The following is a 17,283-nucleotide window of genomic DNA, read 5'->3' on the forward strand; positions in this document are numbered from 1 at the left end:
TCCCTCCATCCAATTCTCTGTATGCCCTATTAGGCTTGGTTCCCATTCTAACAAAGCAATATGTCGGGAAGAAGTCAAAGCACACCGGCCCGCAGTATGGTAGAATTGTCGTAATTTTAACTAACACATAGCTGTAGCCCCGGGAGAAGCATTCCCCGCCGGGCCTGAGAAGGAGGCTGAATAGATGAAATCCATTCTGATTGTTGAGGATGAGGAGGCGATTGCCCGGGTGCTCAGTGCTTATCTGCGAAAAGCGGGCTTCCACGTCACCCGTGCCGCCGACGGCCGGAGTGCCCTGGAAGCCTTCGAGGTGGCGCCGCCCTCGCTGATTCTGCTCGATATTATGCTGCCGAACATGGACGGCTTCGAGCTGCTGGGACTGATCCGCGAGAAAAGCAGCTGTCCTGTCATTATGCTCACGGCCAGGGACGGCATCAATGACCGGCTGGCGGGACTGGACGGCGGTGCCGATGACTATATGTCGAAGCCGTTCATCCCCGAGGAGGTTGTCGCCCGCGTGAATGCGGTGCTGCGCCGCCCCTCGCAGTGGTCGGACGGCAGCCGCAAGCGCCATTTCGGCAGCCTGTTCATTGATTACTCTGCGCGCAGTGTGTTCTTGAACGGGGCCGAGGTCAGTCTTAGCCCGCGCGACATGTCGGTGCTGTTATTCCTGGCGGAGCGCCCGAATCAGATCTGCACCCGGGACCAGCTGCTGGAGCATGTCTGGGAAATGGATTATGAAGGAAGTGACCGGGCCGTTGATCTGTCCATCAAAAGACTGCGCCAGGCGCTCTCGCACTGGCCGGACAATGAAGGAGAGATCCGTACCCTGAGAGGAACAGGTTATCAATTATGGACAACATGAATAACAGAACAAAGAAACCCACATCGATCCTCTCCTACTGGACCGTCCGTTACCTGCTGATTATCAGTATCGGGCTGCTGCTGACGGCGCTGGTAACCTTCTGGTGGATTCAGCAGGAAGCGATGAACAACCGGATGCAGACCACCGGCCTGCTGGCCCAGGAGATTGCCGACCGCAGCGTCGGCACGGACGGACAGCTCGCCATCACCCAGGGCCTCGACAAGCTGGTCGAGGACCGCAAGCGGTTCTTCAAGGTAACCATGGAAATGTGCGTGATCATTACCGGACCTTCGGGCGAGCTGCTGTATTCCCAGCCTCCTCTGACGGATGAAGAGATGCGGCATAAGCTGAATGATACGCTGACGGATTCCCGCAGCCCGGAATTCAAGGCCGCCGCTGCGCAGATCCAGGGAGATCAGGGAACGCTCGGGCAGGTAATCGTCCTGCAGTCCAAACGTTCCCTGCGTCATATCCCGCAGGAAGAGATCACCTTCTTCTCGATCATCATTGTCTTCCTGATCATCTTAAGCTGGCTGACGATCTACCTCTTGTCGATCAAGCTGGCCAAGCCGATTCAGCGGGTCGCTGCCGCTGCTGCACAGATCAGCGGCGGCCAGTATAACATCGTGCTGGAGACCGGAGCCAAGGAGCGGGAAATCCATGAACTGCTGGTATCCTTCCAGGAGATGGCGGGCAAGCTGCAGCAGTTCGAGCAGTCCCGGGCCGTCATGCTGGCCGGAGTGTCACATGAACTGAAGACCCCGGTCACCTCCATTAAAGGACTGCTTCATGCGGTCCGCGAGGGTGTGGTCGAGGGGGATGAGGCCGGGGAGTTCCTCGATATCGCCTTACTCGAAGCCGAGCGGCTGCAGCGCATGGTCGCGGATCTGCTCGACTATAACGCGCTGACAGCGGGCATTGTTGCTGTCCGTCATGATAGGCTGGAGGCCGCTCCGCTGCTGGAGGAAATCCTCTATCAATGGAAGCTGACCCAAGGCGAGGATGTCTGCGAGCCCATCCTTCATCTGCCGGAGAGCCGGCTGTTTCTGCGGGGAGATCCGCTGCGTATCCAGCAGATTATTGTCAATCTGCTCAATAACAGCGTGCAGGCGAAGGCACAGGACCGCAAGCTTCAATTAACGCTGGAGCTTGCGGCCACGCCGCAGGGCAGCGCCGAAATTACGGTGACGGATAACGGATCGGGTATTCATCCGGAGAGCCGGGAGCTGATCTTCGAAGCCTTCTTCCGCAGCACTGCCAAGCAGAGCGTGCTGCGCGGACTCGGGCTAGGCCTGACCTTCAGCAGGCTGCTCGCCGAAGGCATGGGCGGCAGCCTTGAGCTGGGCAGCACCCCGCAGCAGGGCTGCTCGTTCGTGCTGCGGCTGCCGCTTGCCGGTTGAGCCGGCTTAAGGGCCGTAACAGTTCCGGCAGGCTATATAGTCCACTGCCCGCCGGCATGGTATAATCAACTGACGAAAATGCGAACCGGAGGCTGCATATGCTTACTTTTGAACAGAAATTAGCTATTCTTGATTCCTACCCCCAGCTGGAACGGCGGAATGTCTCGCTTGGGCGGGTGAACTACCACTTCGAGGAGAGCCGGCATGACAAGAAGACCGTCGCTTCCCATCTCCACCCGAACGGCAACGGCTTCGTCTATGCCGGCCTGCTGCGGGGCTATGAGAGTGATGACAAAGGTCTGGTGAACATCAGGGATTATTCGGAAGCTGAACTGCGGGAACTGGTGGATGCTTCGATTACGTCTCTATCCATGTTCATTCCCGATGCCCCTGCTCCGGCCAAAAGAAAGAAAAAAGCGCAGACTGGTACTGAATCTCTATGGAAGAATGAGGATGGCCACACGCTGAGTCTAAGATTCGAGGAAGATCTGTGGTACCTGTATGCAGGCCTCCAGCTGGAGATGGCCTTCGAAACAGTAGAAGAAGCCGAGGAGTATTTGGCGGAAGAGGGATTTGTCCGGGAACAGGAGTAACTTCCTGATTACCCGCCAGCTTTCCTGTAAGGTACATTCAACGCAAAGCCTGTAAACCGCATTTTATCTGCGGAATACAGGCTTTTTAAAATCCTGCCCATAATACAACATTCCCCTCGTAATCCCGGCTATAATCGGAAATTGTTGTACAAAAGGCAGCATTCCTCTTCCCACATAGCATGAAGCGGGACAATTCTTGTATTTCATACAACAATCTGTCCGAACACCCAGGGATTTAGGAAGCTAAGCTGTACTGCGTACAACAATTAAGCCCATTAAGCCTAAACCCTATGAAACATAAAAATTCCAGGTTCTCCCGGCAACGAATCCGGTATGGGCGGTTTATGTCTTTGGCAAATTTATAGTATTTATAGGGCAACCCCCTTATACTATAGCCAATGCTATGATTTCCATATTTTTCTTAAGGAGGAAGAGCAATGAACAATCCGGAAGGCGGAGCGCCCTTTACGAATCCCGGAGGGCCAAATTCAGATAACGGGCAACCGCAGCCCCAGCGCAGAACATCCGGGCAATGGGACAATCTGCTCCAGGATGAACGCGTCAGGCAGGCTAAGCAGGTCAGTAAACAGTACTGGGGATTTTTCTTGAGTGCTCTAACCCGTCCTTACAGTACGATGAAAGAGGTCCAGGCCGCCCAATTGTTGAACAGTCTGATTACAATGGGACTGACGGCAATACTGTCAGCACTATATTTTCTCACCTGGTTCATTAAATGGGATATCTCGCCAATCATAGGCCCCGGATTTCTGAGGCCGCTTCTATTAACGGCTGCAGGAATTGCCGTTGGCTGCGGGACTACTTATGCCGCACTCCGGCTGGAGAAAGTCAGCTTTGATCTCAAGCTGCTGATCGCAAGATTCGGCACTCTGCTCGTTCCCGCTGTAGCGCTGCTGGTTCTGGCTATCCTGTCGCTGATCCTCAGCCTGTATTCCTTCTCGGTTCTCCTGCTTATTCTGTCCTTTCTTTTCGTCTTTGTCAGCATCAACACCGTGGCGTTTCAATATCCGCTAAACACCTCCAACCGCGGAATCGATACCCTATACCTGATTGCCACTGCAAACGTTGCAACCGGATATATATTCTACAAGCTGGTAATGTCGGTATTGGCCGGAGCAGCCTACGGACTGTTCAACAGCATGTCCCCCTTTGGCCTGTAAACATGTAGTCAGCATTGCCATGACCAAACAGGAGGACCCGGTGTACGGGTCCTCCTGTTCTGCATGATTTATATTGGGGCCGGTTACTGGGTTGCCGGCATTTGAGCCTCCTGCGCCTCCAGAGCTTCCTGCGGAACCTTGATCTCCGTGATCTTGTTATGATCGCTAATGGTTGCCTTCATCTTCATATCCATCGAGACGGTCTGTTCACCGCTGCTCATATCCATGACCAGATTAACATCCGATGAAGTCGGGAAATAAGTCTTCTTGTCCACGGTGTAAGCGATGTTCATGCTCTTGATATTCATCTGCTCCATCATCGCAGTCATCTGGCTGTCTACACTTCCGCTCTGGTTCAGATAGCTCTTCGCCAGATTCTTGACTTCTTCGCCAGATACTTCTGCTGTTATCAGATAATTGTCACCTTCCTCGGTGATTTTCGTCTGGTCAGCAATTTGGTTGAACTGCTCCAGCTGCTTCTCAGGATTTGCAGACTGCTGCATGGCAGCGGTCAACTGCTCAGTCATCGCAGCCGGCATCTTAACCCACTGCCCGTTCGTCAGCGAGAAGAAACCGTCTGCGGTTACATACTGCTCCATCTTCTGTTCTCCCTGGCCTGCCAGAGTCATAACGATCTCCTGATGCATTTCCAGCGGATCTTTAGTATATTCAGCGTTCACTGCCATCTCAATGGCCTGTTCCTGATTGGTTTCGCCCTGCTTGACCACCATATTCTGCTGAATTTGCGAGTTCATGGCGAAGCTCTTCAATTCCGATTGTGCAGCAGCCGTCTTCTGCAGCAGTTCCTCCAGAGCCGGAACGCCGGCGGATGTCTGTTCGGCTGGGGCTGTAGTGGCGGTAGTACCGGCAGCTGCTGCCGGGGCTTCAGAAGCATCAGCAGCCGGCTGAGCCGTTTCATTGTTGCCGCATGCGGTTAAGGCAGCAGACAGAATAACCCCCATGAATAATGCAGTCCATTTTCTCAAGTTGTAATCCTCCTAATCGTTATTGGCAAGATGTGTTAGTGCATGTCAACTATTAACCACGGGAGATACGCCTCTAACATTTCTTTAAGAACTAACATGAACTGTAAGAGTAACCCGGACAGCAAAAACAACACTATGAAGACAGGGAAAACTATGGTTAGATGAAGGAGAAAACCTAAAACCTAGAGGGAAAGAAGCGTGAACCCGCATGAGTTTTGAAATCGTAGAGGCTACCCTACCGGAGATTCAGGCCGCTCTGGATTCCGGAGAAATCACTTCCAGACAATTAGTCCTTATGTATCTTGAACGCATTGCAGATCATGACAAAAACGGCCTGACGATCAATTCCGTGCTGGAGATTAATCCGGATGCGCTGTTCATCGCTGAATCCCTGGACGTGGAAAGACAGCTTCAGGGGCCCCGGGGACCGCTGCACGGTATACCGGTATTGCTGAAGGACAATATCAACACAGGGGATAAAATGCATACCAGTGCGGGTTCGCTGGCTTTGGCGGATTCTTTTGCGCAGGAGGATGCCTTCATTGTTACCAGGCTGCGCGAAGCCGGGGCGATTATTATGGGCAAGGCCAACATGACGGAATTCGCCAATTTCATGACGAACGGCATGCCCTCAGGCTTCAGCTCCCGGGGCGGTCAGGTGCTTAACCCTTATAATATCTCCACGCCGACAGGCGGCTCCAGCGCCGGATCTGCAGTGGCGGTTGCCTGCAATTTCTGCGCGGTGTCCGTAGGAACGGAAACCTCGGGCTCGATCCTGAATCCCGGCAACCTTGGATCGGTCATCGGCATCAAGCCTACTGTGGGAATGATCAGCCGCTCCGGCATTCTTCCGCTCTCCAATACGCAGGATACCGCCGGACCTATGGCGAGAACCGTCCGCGATGCTGTACTTCTGCTGAATGCCCTGCTTGGACAGGACGACAGCGATGCCTCAATGGGGACGAATACAGGCAGACTACATGCGGATTATACGGTCTTCCTTGATGAAGACGGCCTGAAGGGTGCGCGCATCGGGATTCCGCGGGATTATTATTTCGAGGAGCTTACAGACGAACAGCTCGCGCTGTTCAATGCCTCAGTGGACAGAATGCGCGAGCTCGGGGCGACCATTATTGATCCGGCAGAGATTACAACTGCACGGGAGATCAGCTATTCCTCTGTGGTGCTGAATGAGTTCAAAACCTCACTTAACGCCTATTTGGCAAAACTGGGCCCGGGCGCTCCCATGCGAACCCTGAAGGATATCATTGATTTCAATCATGCCCATCCGGTAGAAACGCTGAAGTTCGGGCAAGCCACCCTGCTGGATGCCGAATATACAACCTCCGGCACCCTCACGGAGCCGCAGTATCTGCGTGACCGTGCGACGGATCTGCGGCTCTGCAAGGAACTGGGTATCGATGCGACTATGCGGGAGCATCAGCTGGATGCCCTCTTATTCCCGGCTGACTTCGGCGCACGAATCACGTCAAGAGCCGGTTACCCGTCCATTGTAGTACCGTCCGGCTACACATCGGCTGGCGCTCCCTTTGGCGTAACCTTCTCGGCACGGGCTTATGAGGAACCGGTGCTCATCCGGCTGGCTTATGCCTACGAGCAGAATTACAAGGTCCGCAAGGCGCCTTCGCTGCAGAGCTTCATCTAAAATCCTCTTGTAAGCCGCCTAATCGGCGGCTATGCCCATGTGCCTGTTGCCTTCATGGGACAGGCCCCAGGTGCGTAGTTCATAGCTGCGGATACCCGATAGTACATAGGGGTCCCGCCCGGCAATCTCTGCTGCCTCTTCACGGGAACCGGCGCGGATAATGACCATTCCGCCGGGACTGTCACTGAAGGGACCGCACAGCACCAGCTGTCCGCTGCGTTCCAGCTCCTGCAGATGTCTGACATGCGCCCGGATGATATCCATATCTCTGCGGTCCTGTGCAGTCGGGCTCAGCAATATTACATAACAAATATCCTCTTCAGCCTGCTTTTCACTCAACCTGCTCTCCTCCTCATTCGTAACCTCGCTGGCTCTCTTCGTCGGCAATGTTCTGAATCTCCTCTGCATGCATCAGATAGAGTTCATAATCACCTTCAGCATGCAGCTTCATTGCCCGTTCCTTGGTGAATTTCGCACTGCCTTCCGCAGCATCCTCGTCATAGAACAGCAGAATCCCGTCGCTTTTGCGGAACAGCAGATCATCTCTCGCCCTGAACTGCCAGCTGCCGTCATAGGGTGCATTACTCACAGCTCCGTAGTAGTCTGCTCCGGCAATAATACGGCGGTATTCATTCTGCTTCTCTTCCTTCCACTTCTCTTCCGGGGCTGCATGGGCTGTAATGATCCCCAGCTTCAGTCCGGGGTATTGCCGTTTCAGCTCAAGCACAACCTCGCAGGCCCATAGATCGACGCCGTATTGGCCGGGAGTGATAACCCACTCCACCCCATCTTCTATCAGCGGAGCGAGCCGGTTGGCGAGCGCCTTCTTAATATAAGGAATCCCCTGATGTTTGCTGTCGTAAATCCCGAGCTCATGCGCACGGTAGCCTGTTACCAGTAAGGTTTTCATGTGCTGCCTCTTTCCTGAACGCTTCATTCCTGTTCTCTGTCAAATCCACTCTATTATGCATTATATAACATTTCACCAAGCGATACTTCCGGGAAAGCTCTGCCTAACTTTAAGCCTGCTTTCAGGAGCATCTGATATATTGTCCTCCAGGACAGTGTTAAACCTAATCCCAGGCTTTTTATGCCAGCATTATACGACAACAGGCGATGAAGTTTATACACACCATACAGTTTAGGAGGACTATGAATATGAAAAAACATGTGCCTTATATGATGGCCGGCAGCCTGCTTGCTGCGATCCTGCTTGCCGGCTGCAGCTCGGATACAGCTCCGGCGGCAGCAACCTCAGGCGATGCTCAGACAGCCCAGACCCAGAGCGGCAGCAAGGCGGCTCAGCCGGACGGGACTGCCGGGGCAGGCGCGAACCGGATGGACCGGGCCGGAATGAATATCGGCAAAATCAAGAGCATCAGCGGAAACACCATCACAATCTACACCGCTGATATGCCGGCACGGCAGCAGAACGGCGGAGAGGGGACTGCGCCGGAAGGCGGGGCAGCGGCTCCCGGCAACGCGGCAGGTGCCCAGGCGGAGGGGCAAGGTACTCCCCCTGAAGGCGGACAGCCCACAGACGGGGGAGGTAAGGACTCTGCGCAGGGCGGCGGACCTCAAGGCGGCGGCATGATGAGGGGCGGCATGATGCAGAACTTCTCGGAAGAGACAACCGATATCACAACCGGAAGTGATACCCAGTACGTATCGGTCACCTTCGACAACGGCGCTCAGACGGAGACCACGCTCGCCCTCTCCGACCTGAAAGCCGATGACATCATCCAATATACACTGAAGACGGATACTGCCGAGGCAGAGAAAATCACGCTTGGCTTCGGCAGCTTCGGCGGCGGTGGAATGGGCGGCGGACGGGGACAGGGTCAAGGCAAGGCACCGGCAGGCGATGCCGCGGCAAACGGCTTGGCTACCGGCAAGTAACAGAAGAGGCGGGCTACAGTAGTCAGAGGACCCGGTGATTCGTTAATTCCGGAGGCCGTCAGCGGGCGGAAAGGCGGCACCCGTCATTCCATTAAATTCTTATCTTAAATAAAAACCGGAGGCGCTTCCACAAGAGCGCCTCCGGTTTTTATTTATATTTTTCAGAGAAATGACTAAATCGAAGCAAACTTTGGAAAACTTCATTAACACGGATTCTTAATTTCTGCGGCTGGGGGGATGATCAGATTGCTTGCTTCCATTGTATCCTATATACCCGGCTGGGCAATCTTTGGTCAGGCGGGTGTTGCTCTGCTCGTTCCGCTTGTCCTCGGATACTTGTACAAAGCTTTGTACCTGCTGGTAGGGAGCGGGCGGGGTCAGTCTGGCTACGGCACCAAGACCGTTCCCCGGTCACAAGCACAGTCTCCAGCCGGGGCAAAATCTGGCACACCGGCTTCAATCCCCTTCAGCGGCAACTATACTACCGACCTGCTCGCGGTGAAGAATGCTATCGGTGCCAACAGCGACTTGCATATCCGGGAATTCACGATCGCGAATGGCGTAGGCCGGGGAGCGCTGATCTACGTAGACGGCATGCAGAATGACAGGATTCTTAATATGCGGATTATGCAGTTCCTGATGTATGAGATACCCGCCGGCCCGGTGTCCTCTGCAGAGATTGCCAACCAGCTGCTGCCCTTCAGCCAGCTTAATGAAGCGGACAGTGTGGAGAGCTTCAATAAATCTGTCCTTTTCGGCCACACGGCCCTGCTGATTGAAGGATTGCCCGGCGGTCTGCTGATTGAGCTTCCCGGAGGCGCCAACCGCACGATTGGGGAGCCAGTCTCTGAAGCCCTGCTGCGCGGGCCTAGACTGGGCTTCTCTGAAGTATTAAGCGAGAACACCTCCCTGCTCCGTCGCCAGGGCTTCAGTGACCAGCTCGAGATGAAGACCTACCGGGCAGGCAACACCATTCAGCGGGATATAGTCCTGGCCTATATGAAGGATATCGTCAATCCCGAGCTGCTGGAGGAGGTTACGAACCGTATCGGCAAAATCGATATCGATTTCCTCGCCGAATCCGGCTATATCGAGCAGCTGATTGAAGACAACTATCTCAGCCCCTTCCAGCAGGTCCAGAATACTGAACGGCCGGACAGGGTCATTAGCGCCCTCTTGGAGGGACGGATTGCTATTCTGCTGGACGGAACACCCTTCGCACTGATTGTACCGGTAACCTTCAGTATGCTGCTGCAATCGCCGGAGGATTATTATGAACGCTGGCTTCCCGGCACACTGCTGCGGCTGCTCCGTTTTGCAGCCGCCTTCCTGGCGCTGATGGCCCCGTCCCTGTATATCTCGTTCATCTCCTTTCATCCGGGGCTGATACCGACGGAGCTGGCAATCACCATCATCAAGACCCGGCAGGGCGTACCCTTCCCTTCACTGATTGAAGTGCTGATTCTGGAAATTGCCATCGAGATTCTACGGGAAGCCGGCATCCGGCTGCCGAAGCCGATCGGCCCGGCCATGGGGATCGTCGGCGGTCTGATCATCGGGGATGCCGCCGTACAGGCGGGCATCGTCAGCCCTTTTCTGGTCATAGTGGTTGCTGTCACGGCTATCTCGTCTTTCGCAATTCCCATGTATAGTGCAGGAATCACACTGCGGCTGCTGCGCTTCGCCGGCATGCTGTTCGCGTCAGTGCTGGGGATGTACGGCACCATTCTGTTCTTCCTGCTGATCTGCTGCCATCTCACCAAGCTCAAAAGCTTCGGTGTGCCTTATCTGACGCCGGTATCCCCTTTCCGGCTGAGTGACTGGAAAGATCTGTTCCTGCGTGCTCCGATGGCTCTGATGAAACGCAGACCGGTGATGATGAAAACCAAACAGGATAAACGAAAATCATAACCGCGCCTGCGCGCAAGGAGGAACGCATAATGTTTGTACGCACCGACGATAAAATCACAGCTTTACAAGCGACCGTTTTCTTGAACAACACTATTCTGGGTGCTGGTATTCTTACATTGCCGCGGAGTGTAAGCCAGACCGTCAAGACCCCGGATTCCTGGCTATCCGTCCTGCTCGGCGGAGCCATTGTTATGCTGGTTGTAACCCTGATGGTGAAGATCAGCCAGCAATTCCCGGGCAAAACCGTATTCCAATATGCCGGACTGATTACCGGCCGGGTGATCGGCGGAGCACTATGCCTGCTTCTGATTCTCTATTTCATCGTTATTGCCGGCTTTGAAATCCGCACGCTGGCCGAGGTCACACTGTTCTTTTTGCTGGAGGGAACCCCCATTTGGGCAGTCATTCTTCCTTTTCTCTGGCTAAGCACCTACCTTGTGTACGGAGGCATCAATTCCATTGCCCGTGTCTATACCATTGTGTTTCCGATCAGTATTATGATCCTGCTCATTTCCTATGCCCTCAGCTTCCGGCATTTCGATATCGATAATCTGCGCCCTGTACTCGGCAATGGACTGTTCCCTGTATTAAGAGGCCTGAAATCTACTGTGCTTATATTCACTGGATGTGAGGTTACGATGACACTCGTAGCGTACATGCAGAAGCCCAAGCAGGCAGTCAGAGCGATGCTTGGAGGTATTGCAGTCCTTCTGTGTCTATATTTACTGACCGTAGTCATGGTCATCGGAGGCATTTCTATTAATTCCGCCATTACCAGCACCTGGCCTACGATCGATTTGATGCGCAGCTTCGAGATTCCGGGCTTTATCTTCGAGCGTATGGAATTTCCGTTTATGGTCATCTGGCTGATGCAGATGTTCTGTAACTTCAGCAGCTTCTTTTTCCAGTCTACGCTGGGAATCTCACAGATTTTCAAGATGAAGCTCCATCCGATTATTTATGCTATGGTTCCCGTTCTGTTCCTATCGGCGATGCTGCCCAAATCTATAACCGACCTGTTCGCACTCGGGGATGCCATCGGCAAAATGGGGATTCTTCTGTTCCTGCTGCTGCCTGTGCTGCTCTCGGTTATCTGGCTCATCCGTGTGAAGGGGTTGAAGCAGCATGTATAGAAGGCTTCTCCTCTTGGTGTGCAGCCTAATCCTTCTGACTACACAGACCTCCTGCTGGAGCAGCAAGGAGATCGAAGATTTGGCGCTATACTCCGGCCTGGCTCTGGATGTCGGGGAGCCCACCCTCACCGAGCAGGCGCTGCAGGATCAGGGGGCGACTTATCCCAAACGGAATACAATTACAGCCACCATACAGCTCGTTCCGGCAAATTCCTTAGGAGGGACAGGCCGTCAGAGCAGCAGTAGTAGCAGTAGCAGTGATGCTCCCTATCTGAATGTAACGGGGACAGGAGATTCTGTGCTGGAAATATTCCGCCAGTACTCGCTCCGCCTGGACCGGCCGATTATCGGGCATCACCTTAAAGTTATTGTGGTCTCGACCGAGCTGCTTAAGCGTCAGGAGATGAACCAGTTAATGGATTTTGTACTTCGTGATAACGATATCCGTCCAAGTACTATGGTGTTCCTGAGTCAGGGCCGGGCAGAGGATACACTCATCTCCAAGGAAAAGAATGAAATTCCCGCATTTCATATCAGGGATATGGTCCATAATCAGAAAAGAACCAGCAAGGTAATGGACCCGGTCATTTTATCCAAAATGGATGCCCTGATGTATTCCAAGCGAAGCTTTGCGCTACAAAATCTGGTGACGGCGAATGGCGAAGTAGAATTCTCGGGTGCAGGTATTATTAAAGGAGATACCGGGCACTGGGTAGGGGCGTTGAACCAGGAGGATACAGAGTGCCTCGCTTGGCTGACCAATGAAGGACAGACCGGTATTATCAAAACCTATGACGGGAACAAACAGGAAATAACTTACGAAATGAAGGCGATGAAAAGCGAAATCAATGCCAAAATGAACGGCGACAGCTTGGCCTTTGATGTAAAAATCGCCACCGAAGGTAGACTGAGCGAAACCTGGAATATAGATGACTATCCCGCAGCAGTGAAGAACTCGCAAAAAGCAGAAAAGCTGTTCAAGGAAAAGCTGGAGCAAATGATGCAGGCGCTGATTCAGAAGCTGCAGTCCGACTACAAGGCCGATGTCGCCGGATTCGGCGAGAGGCTCAGTATCCAAAAGCCGGCATTATGGAGAAAGTCAGAGGATCACTGGGATGATGTGTTTAGCCGGACCCCCATCCATATTAATGTTGAACTGAAGATTACAGACTTCGGCTCCTTTACCAATTAAAATATCCAAGCGGAAACAGCTTTGACTGCGTAAAAAACCGGCAACCTCTGCTGTGCGGAGAATTGCCGGTTTAGCTGCTTTGTCTTATTCCAATTTACTGTTTATCCGACAGGATCATTACTCCGCGGCCAGGAACTACAGTGGAACCGCTGCATTTCTTGCCTGTCAGCAGATCTGTCCGCTCGCCGGTGCCGATATCTGCACTAAGCTCCTCTGCGGAATGATTCAGCAGGAACAGGTAGGATACGCCTTCCTTCACCCGCTGAACGGATTCAATGCCTTCCGGCGCACTCACCAGCGGGGCAATGCCTTTCTCTGCGCTCACCGTAGCCAGGAATGCGCGCAGGAACGCAGCATCGGGACTGGTGGCTACATAATAGGCTTTGCCTTCGCCGAAGCGGTTCACGGTCAGGGCCGGCATCCCTTTATAGAAGTCAGTGCCGTACTGTGCAAGCACTTCTGCACCTTCGGAATGAATCAGATCACAGAGCAGACCGCAGGAATAGGATCGGTTAAGCTGCCCCCATTCCTGGTTCATCACGATCTCATTGCGCATATCCGGCAGCAGGGCATCAATCTCTTCAGCCCAGATCCCCAGCACCTTGCGCAGCTCGCCAGGGTAGCCTCCAACGGTAACCAGATCGTTCTCGTTAACGATACCGCTGAAATAGGTGGTAATGAACGTTCCGCCCGCTTGAACGAAAGCTTCAACCTTCGCCGCGAATCCCGGCTTGATCATATACAGGACCGGTGCAATTACAACCTTGTACTTCGTTAAGTCCTCTTCTACGCCAATCATATCCGCTTCAATATTCTGCTGATACAGTGCATCATAATAGCTGTGAATTTCCTTCACATAATCCAGTGCAACGGTCGGGCCGCTGGAGAGATCAAGCGCCCAGCGGTTCTCCCAGTCATAGATAATCCCGATCTGCGCCGCGCTGCGCGCATCCAGCAGCTCATCGCCCAGCTGCTCCAGCTCCCGGCCAAGCTCGGCACATTCACGGAATACCCGCGTATGCTCATGTCCCACATGCTCAATAACCGCACCGTGATACTTCTCGCACGCACCGATAGACCGGCGCAGCTGGAAGAACAGCACCGTGTCCGCGCCGCGCGCCACCGCCTGATAGCTCCACAGGCGCATCACGCCCGGACGCTTCACGGAATTGTACGGCATCCAGTTCTGCTGGCTTGGCGTCTGCTCCATCAGCATGAACGGCTGGCCGTTCTTCAACCCGCGCATAAGGTCATGCGTCATAGCTGTATGGCTGACCGGTGTATCCAGTGCCGGATAGTTGTCCCAGGAGATAACATCCATATATTTGGCCCATTCGAAATAGTCCAGCTCCGGATAGAAGCCCATCAGGTTAGTCGTAATGGGAATATTCGTGCTGTGTTCCCTGATCGCAGCATGCTCAAGCTTATAGCATTCCAGCAGGCTGTGGGACATGAATCTGCGGTAATCCAGCGAAATCCCCTGGAAGTTCGTCCGGTTGCCGTTCCACTCTTCACTGAGCTCGTTCGGGACTACGATCTCTTCCCAGTCATAGAAGGTATGGCCCCAGAAACGGGTATTCCAGGCTTTGTTCAGCGCATCAAGTGATCCGTAACGCTCCTTCAGCCAGACGCGGAAGGCCGCTTCAGACTGCTCGGAATAATCATATCCGCCGTATTCATTGGAGATATGCCAGATCAGCAGCGCCGGATGATCCTTGTAGCGTTCCGCCAGCCTGCCGGCCAGCCGTGCAGCATATTCACGGTACACCGGGCTGTTCGGATTAGAGTTATGGCGTCCGCCGAATTTGCGCTTTCTGCCCTGGACATCCACCCGTGTAACCTCAGGATAGCGGTGAGCCATCCAAGCCGGATGCGCACCAGTTGCGGTAGCCAGACATATATAGGTTCCATTCTTATATAGACGGTCGATTAATGCATCCAGACCGCTGAAATCGTACGTATCCTCAGAGGGCTGAAGCGTTGCCCAGTTGAACACATTGATCGTAGCGACATCGATCCCTGCCAGCTTGAACATCCGTTCATCCTCTGCCCATACCGGGGCATCCCACTGCTCCGGGTTATAATCTCCACCATACCAGATCTTCGGCAATTTCTCGTTGATCATACTTTGCACATCCTTTATAGTATAAGTATATTCTTATTTTAAGCATTAAACTAAGCGCTTTATATATAAAATAAAAAACCTAACATATAATAATATGGAACTACAGGAGTTGACATTTATGCCAGTTAGCACCGTGCGCAGAATCGTGTTCGCCCAGGAGAGCGGACAGCAGCTTCCGATTGCCCTGGATAGTATGGGCTATAACCCCGATCAGGAGAAGGTCTCCCGCCCGCAAGGCTATCATACCTATCACTGGCTGCAAACCGCGTACGGTGAAGGCATCATTCATTTCGATAACAAAAAGATAACACTCGCCGAAGGCAGCGGCATTCTGCTGATGCCGGGTATGCCACACGGCTATGAATCCCTCTCTTCCGAGGTATGGTGCACCTATTATCTCACCTTCGGCGGGACTTCAGCCCGGCATATTCTGGATTCGCTCGCGATGAATACCAATCTTCTGTACCGCTGGGAGAATGAATCACCGCTCCGCCATATGCTGAAGGAGATGCTCGACCGCCATGATGCTTCAAGCGACATGTTCAATCTGGGTGAATCTACCGACGCCTACCGTTTCCTGCTGACGCTGAACAAATACGGGCAGCTGCACAATAACACAGCGATCTCCCGCAATGTGGACAAGCTTCAGCCGCTGCTGAAATGGATGGACAGCCACTACGGCGATCCCGAGGTCGGTCTCTATGATCTCGCTGGCCAGCTCGATGTATCCGGGCGCTATCTGAACAGCCTGTTCCTGCAGACGTTCGGCCTCTCCCCTTATGCCTATTTCGTCCGGCTGCGAATCCGCAAGAGCAAGGAGCTCCTTGTCACCCAGCCTGCGCTTACGGTAAAAGCAATCTCACAGCGCGTCGGCTTCCGCGACGTCAGCCACTTCGTGGCTACGTTCCGCAAGCAGTCGGCGATTACGCCGGAGCAGTTCAGGAAGCTGCATTAATCCTTCTCCAGACATAAACAGCGGCACCCGCAGCTAAGCCAGCCGGGGTGCCGCTGTTTGATTATATAGCTGTTAATTCACAGCTCTGCCGCTGTGTCCGCCGTCATATCTGCCCCGCTCACCGCTTCAGGCAGCCCTGCCTTAAGCTCCTCTATGAACTCCCGGAAAGCACTCGTCATATAGAGATCGCGCCGCCGGATGAACACCGTCGGGACCTCCGCATACTTCTCCGGGAACGGATAAATGCGGATGCCTTCCGTTACATTCATCCGGGTGAAATAGGATAAAGGCAGCACCGCATAGCCGATTCCCGCTTTCACGCAGCCGAGGAGTCCCTCCATCGTCCCGAATTCCATCACCTTGCCCAGCCGGCCGCCCTCTTCGGCGAGCCATTTCTCCAGCCTGCTCCGGTACAGGCACTCTGAGTTCAGCATCAGCAGGGTCTTGTCATGTACAGAGCGGATGCCCTGATAATCCATCGTATCCGGAATGACAAGTCCGATCCGCTCATGGATGAGCAGCTCCTGGACAATCTCCGGATGCTCAACCGGTCCGTCGAGAAAGGCTCCGTGCACGGTATGCTGCAGGACAGAATCAATAAGCTCCCCCGCCCGTCCCACCTGCAGATGAACTTCAACATCAGGGTAACAGACGCGGTAAGCGGATAGGATGGCAGGCAGCCGTACAGCAGCCGTCGTATCCGAGCCGACCGTTATCGAGCCTTTGGGCACCGGCGAATCCAGCACCGCCTGTTTGGCTTCGTCCAGCAGCTTAAGAATCCTGACCGTATATTCCATGAACGTCTGTCCCGCTGAAGTCAGCGTGATCCCCCGGCTATGACGGTAGAAGAGCGGAGTCTTCAGCTCCTGCTCCAATTGCTGAATTCTGGCTGTCACATTCGACTGCACATAGTTTAGGCTTTGGGCTGCTTTAGAGATACTACCTTCTTCAGCAACCGCCTGAAATACTTTAAGAAGACCAATATCCATACCGCATCTCTCCCCCGGATCACCCATCAGCCGCAGTGATGGCCACCATCATTTCCCTTCATTATACATGATCCGCTTCGCAGATTATGATGAAAATATAAAAGAAACACTCTGCCTCTGCCGGATGGCACAAACTAATAAGGAGTGATTATGATGGGAAATAAACAATGGAATTTCAAGATCCCCGGGAACCCGGATGGTAAAGAATTAACTATAGATACGAATCAAATCACAACGGTCTATGACCTGCTGGACATGCTCCGGCAAGAAGAGCTTCAGACTCCGCAGAAGGAACAGCAGCCAGGATTGAATCCTCCGCAATCCAGAGCAGTGGTAATCCCCTTGATCTCGCGCATGCTGGACAAGAGACGCCATCCTTCCGCCTGAGTGT

The 17,283-nt window shown here is 53.6% G+C and carries 16 protein-coding genes; 11 read left to right on the forward strand and 5 right to left on the reverse strand.

Annotation, left to right across the window (positions count from 1 at the left end; genetic code table 11):
* Nucleotides 1-184: 184 nt before the first annotated feature.
* The 4 genes from NSQ73_RS27780 to NSQ73_RS27795 all read left to right on the forward strand — a co-directional run bounded on the left by NSQ73_RS27780 (nucleotide 185) and on the right by NSQ73_RS27795 (nucleotide 4,036).
* Nucleotides 185-865: a response regulator transcription factor gene (locus NSQ73_RS27780; RefSeq protein ID WP_042133826.1), complete on the forward strand. Its 681-nt coding sequence runs from the start codon at nucleotides 185-187 to the stop codon at nucleotides 863-865.
* On the forward strand, nucleotides 853-2,265 hold the full coding sequence (locus NSQ73_RS27785; protein ID WP_340989101.1) for a HAMP domain-containing sensor histidine kinase: 1,413 nt from the start codon (nucleotides 853-855) through the stop codon (nucleotides 2,263-2,265). The genes NSQ73_RS27780 and NSQ73_RS27785 overlap by 13 nt, the downstream gene beginning before the upstream one ends.
* A gap of 98 nt (nucleotides 2,266-2,363) precedes the next feature.
* Nucleotides 2,364-2,858: a hypothetical protein gene (locus NSQ73_RS27790; protein WP_076247182.1), complete on the forward strand. Its 495-nt coding sequence runs from the start codon at nucleotides 2,364-2,366 to the stop codon at nucleotides 2,856-2,858.
* 437 nt (nucleotides 2,859-3,295) lie between these two features.
* Nucleotides 3,296-4,036 (forward strand): hypothetical protein, encoded by a 741-nt coding sequence (locus NSQ73_RS27795; RefSeq protein ID WP_340989103.1) that lies wholly within the window; start codon nucleotides 3,296-3,298, stop codon nucleotides 4,034-4,036.
* An 83-nt stretch (nucleotides 4,037-4,119) separates the two neighbouring features.
* Here the strand turns inward: NSQ73_RS27795 and NSQ73_RS27800 are convergent, their stop codons facing one another.
* Nucleotides 4,120-5,022 (reverse strand): DUF6612 family protein, encoded by a 903-nt coding sequence (locus tag NSQ73_RS27800; protein ID WP_340989105.1) that lies wholly within the window; start codon nucleotides 5,020-5,022, stop codon nucleotides 4,120-4,122.
* Nucleotides 5,023-5,230: 208 nt separating this feature from the next.
* On the opposite strand from NSQ73_RS27800, the gene NSQ73_RS27805 reads away from it, so the two are divergent.
* On the forward strand, nucleotides 5,231-6,688 hold the full coding sequence (locus NSQ73_RS27805) for an amidase family protein (protein WP_340989106.1): 1,458 nt from the start codon (nucleotides 5,231-5,233) through the stop codon (nucleotides 6,686-6,688).
* Between the two features lie 18 nt (nucleotides 6,689-6,706).
* Here the strand turns inward: NSQ73_RS27805 and NSQ73_RS27810 are convergent, their stop codons facing one another.
* On the reverse strand, nucleotides 6,707-7,075 hold the full coding sequence (locus NSQ73_RS27810) for a YciI family protein (RefSeq protein WP_340989108.1): 369 nt from the start codon (nucleotides 7,073-7,075) through the stop codon (nucleotides 6,707-6,709).
* A complete protein-coding gene (locus NSQ73_RS27815; protein ID WP_076247188.1) occupies nucleotides 7,041-7,598 on the reverse strand; it encodes a DUF1273 domain-containing protein in 558 nt (185 codons plus the stop codon). Before NSQ73_RS27815 ends, NSQ73_RS27810 begins: the two co-directional genes overlap by 35 nt.
* 248 nt (nucleotides 7,599-7,846) lie before the next feature.
* Here NSQ73_RS27815 and NSQ73_RS27820 point away from each other — a divergent pair, with 248 nt between their 5' ends.
* The 4 genes from NSQ73_RS27820 to NSQ73_RS27835 all read left to right on the forward strand — a co-directional run bounded on the left by NSQ73_RS27820 (nucleotide 7,847) and on the right by NSQ73_RS27835 (nucleotide 12,823).
* The gene (locus NSQ73_RS27820; RefSeq protein WP_340989110.1) at nucleotides 7,847-8,587 is read left to right on the forward strand and encodes a hypothetical protein; all 741 of its coding nucleotides are present in this window, start codon (nucleotides 7,847-7,849) and stop codon (nucleotides 8,585-8,587) included.
* A 237-nt stretch (nucleotides 8,588-8,824) separates the two neighbouring features.
* Nucleotides 8,825-10,498 (forward strand): spore germination protein, encoded by a 1,674-nt coding sequence (locus NSQ73_RS27825; protein WP_445669645.1) that lies wholly within the window; start codon nucleotides 8,825-8,827, stop codon nucleotides 10,496-10,498.
* A 29-nt stretch (nucleotides 10,499-10,527) separates the two neighbouring features.
* Nucleotides 10,528-11,631: a GerAB/ArcD/ProY family transporter gene (locus NSQ73_RS27830; RefSeq protein ID WP_340989112.1), complete on the forward strand. Its 1,104-nt coding sequence runs from the start codon at nucleotides 10,528-10,530 to the stop codon at nucleotides 11,629-11,631.
* Nucleotides 11,632-11,644: 13 nt separating this feature from the next.
* Nucleotides 11,645-12,823 carry a Ger(x)C family spore germination protein gene (locus tag NSQ73_RS27835; protein WP_340989114.1) on the forward strand — a complete coding sequence of 393 codons (1,179 nt, stop codon included), beginning with the start codon at nucleotides 11,645-11,647 and terminating at the stop codon, nucleotides 12,821-12,823.
* Between the two features lie 94 nt (nucleotides 12,824-12,917).
* Here NSQ73_RS27835 and NSQ73_RS27840 read toward each other — a convergent pair whose 3' ends face one another.
* Nucleotides 12,918-14,948 (reverse strand): beta-galactosidase, encoded by a 2,031-nt coding sequence (locus tag NSQ73_RS27840; RefSeq protein WP_340989116.1) that lies wholly within the window; start codon nucleotides 14,946-14,948, stop codon nucleotides 12,918-12,920.
* Between the two features lie 118 nt (nucleotides 14,949-15,066).
* Here NSQ73_RS27840 and NSQ73_RS27845 point away from each other — a divergent pair, with 118 nt between their 5' ends.
* Nucleotides 15,067-15,903: an AraC family transcriptional regulator gene (locus NSQ73_RS27845; protein WP_042133802.1), complete on the forward strand. Its 837-nt coding sequence runs from the start codon at nucleotides 15,067-15,069 to the stop codon at nucleotides 15,901-15,903.
* Nucleotides 15,904-15,980: 77 nt separating this feature from the next.
* Here the strand turns inward: NSQ73_RS27845 and NSQ73_RS27850 are convergent, their stop codons facing one another.
* Nucleotides 15,981-16,892 (reverse strand): LysR family transcriptional regulator, encoded by a 912-nt coding sequence (locus NSQ73_RS27850; protein ID WP_340989118.1) that lies wholly within the window; start codon nucleotides 16,890-16,892, stop codon nucleotides 15,981-15,983.
* 150 nt (nucleotides 16,893-17,042) lie between these two features.
* On the opposite strand from NSQ73_RS27850, the gene NSQ73_RS27855 reads away from it, so the two are divergent.
* Nucleotides 17,043-17,279 carry a hypothetical protein gene (locus tag NSQ73_RS27855; protein WP_144026175.1) on the forward strand — a complete coding sequence of 79 codons (237 nt, stop codon included), beginning with the start codon at nucleotides 17,043-17,045 and terminating at the stop codon, nucleotides 17,277-17,279.
* Nucleotides 17,280-17,283: the final 4 nt, after the last annotated feature.

The sequence above is a fragment of the Paenibacillus sp. FSL R10-2736 genome, assembly GCF_038000245.1.
GTDB classification, from domain to species: Bacteria; Bacillota; Bacilli; order Paenibacillales; family Paenibacillaceae; genus Paenibacillus_AQ; species Paenibacillus_AQ phytohabitans.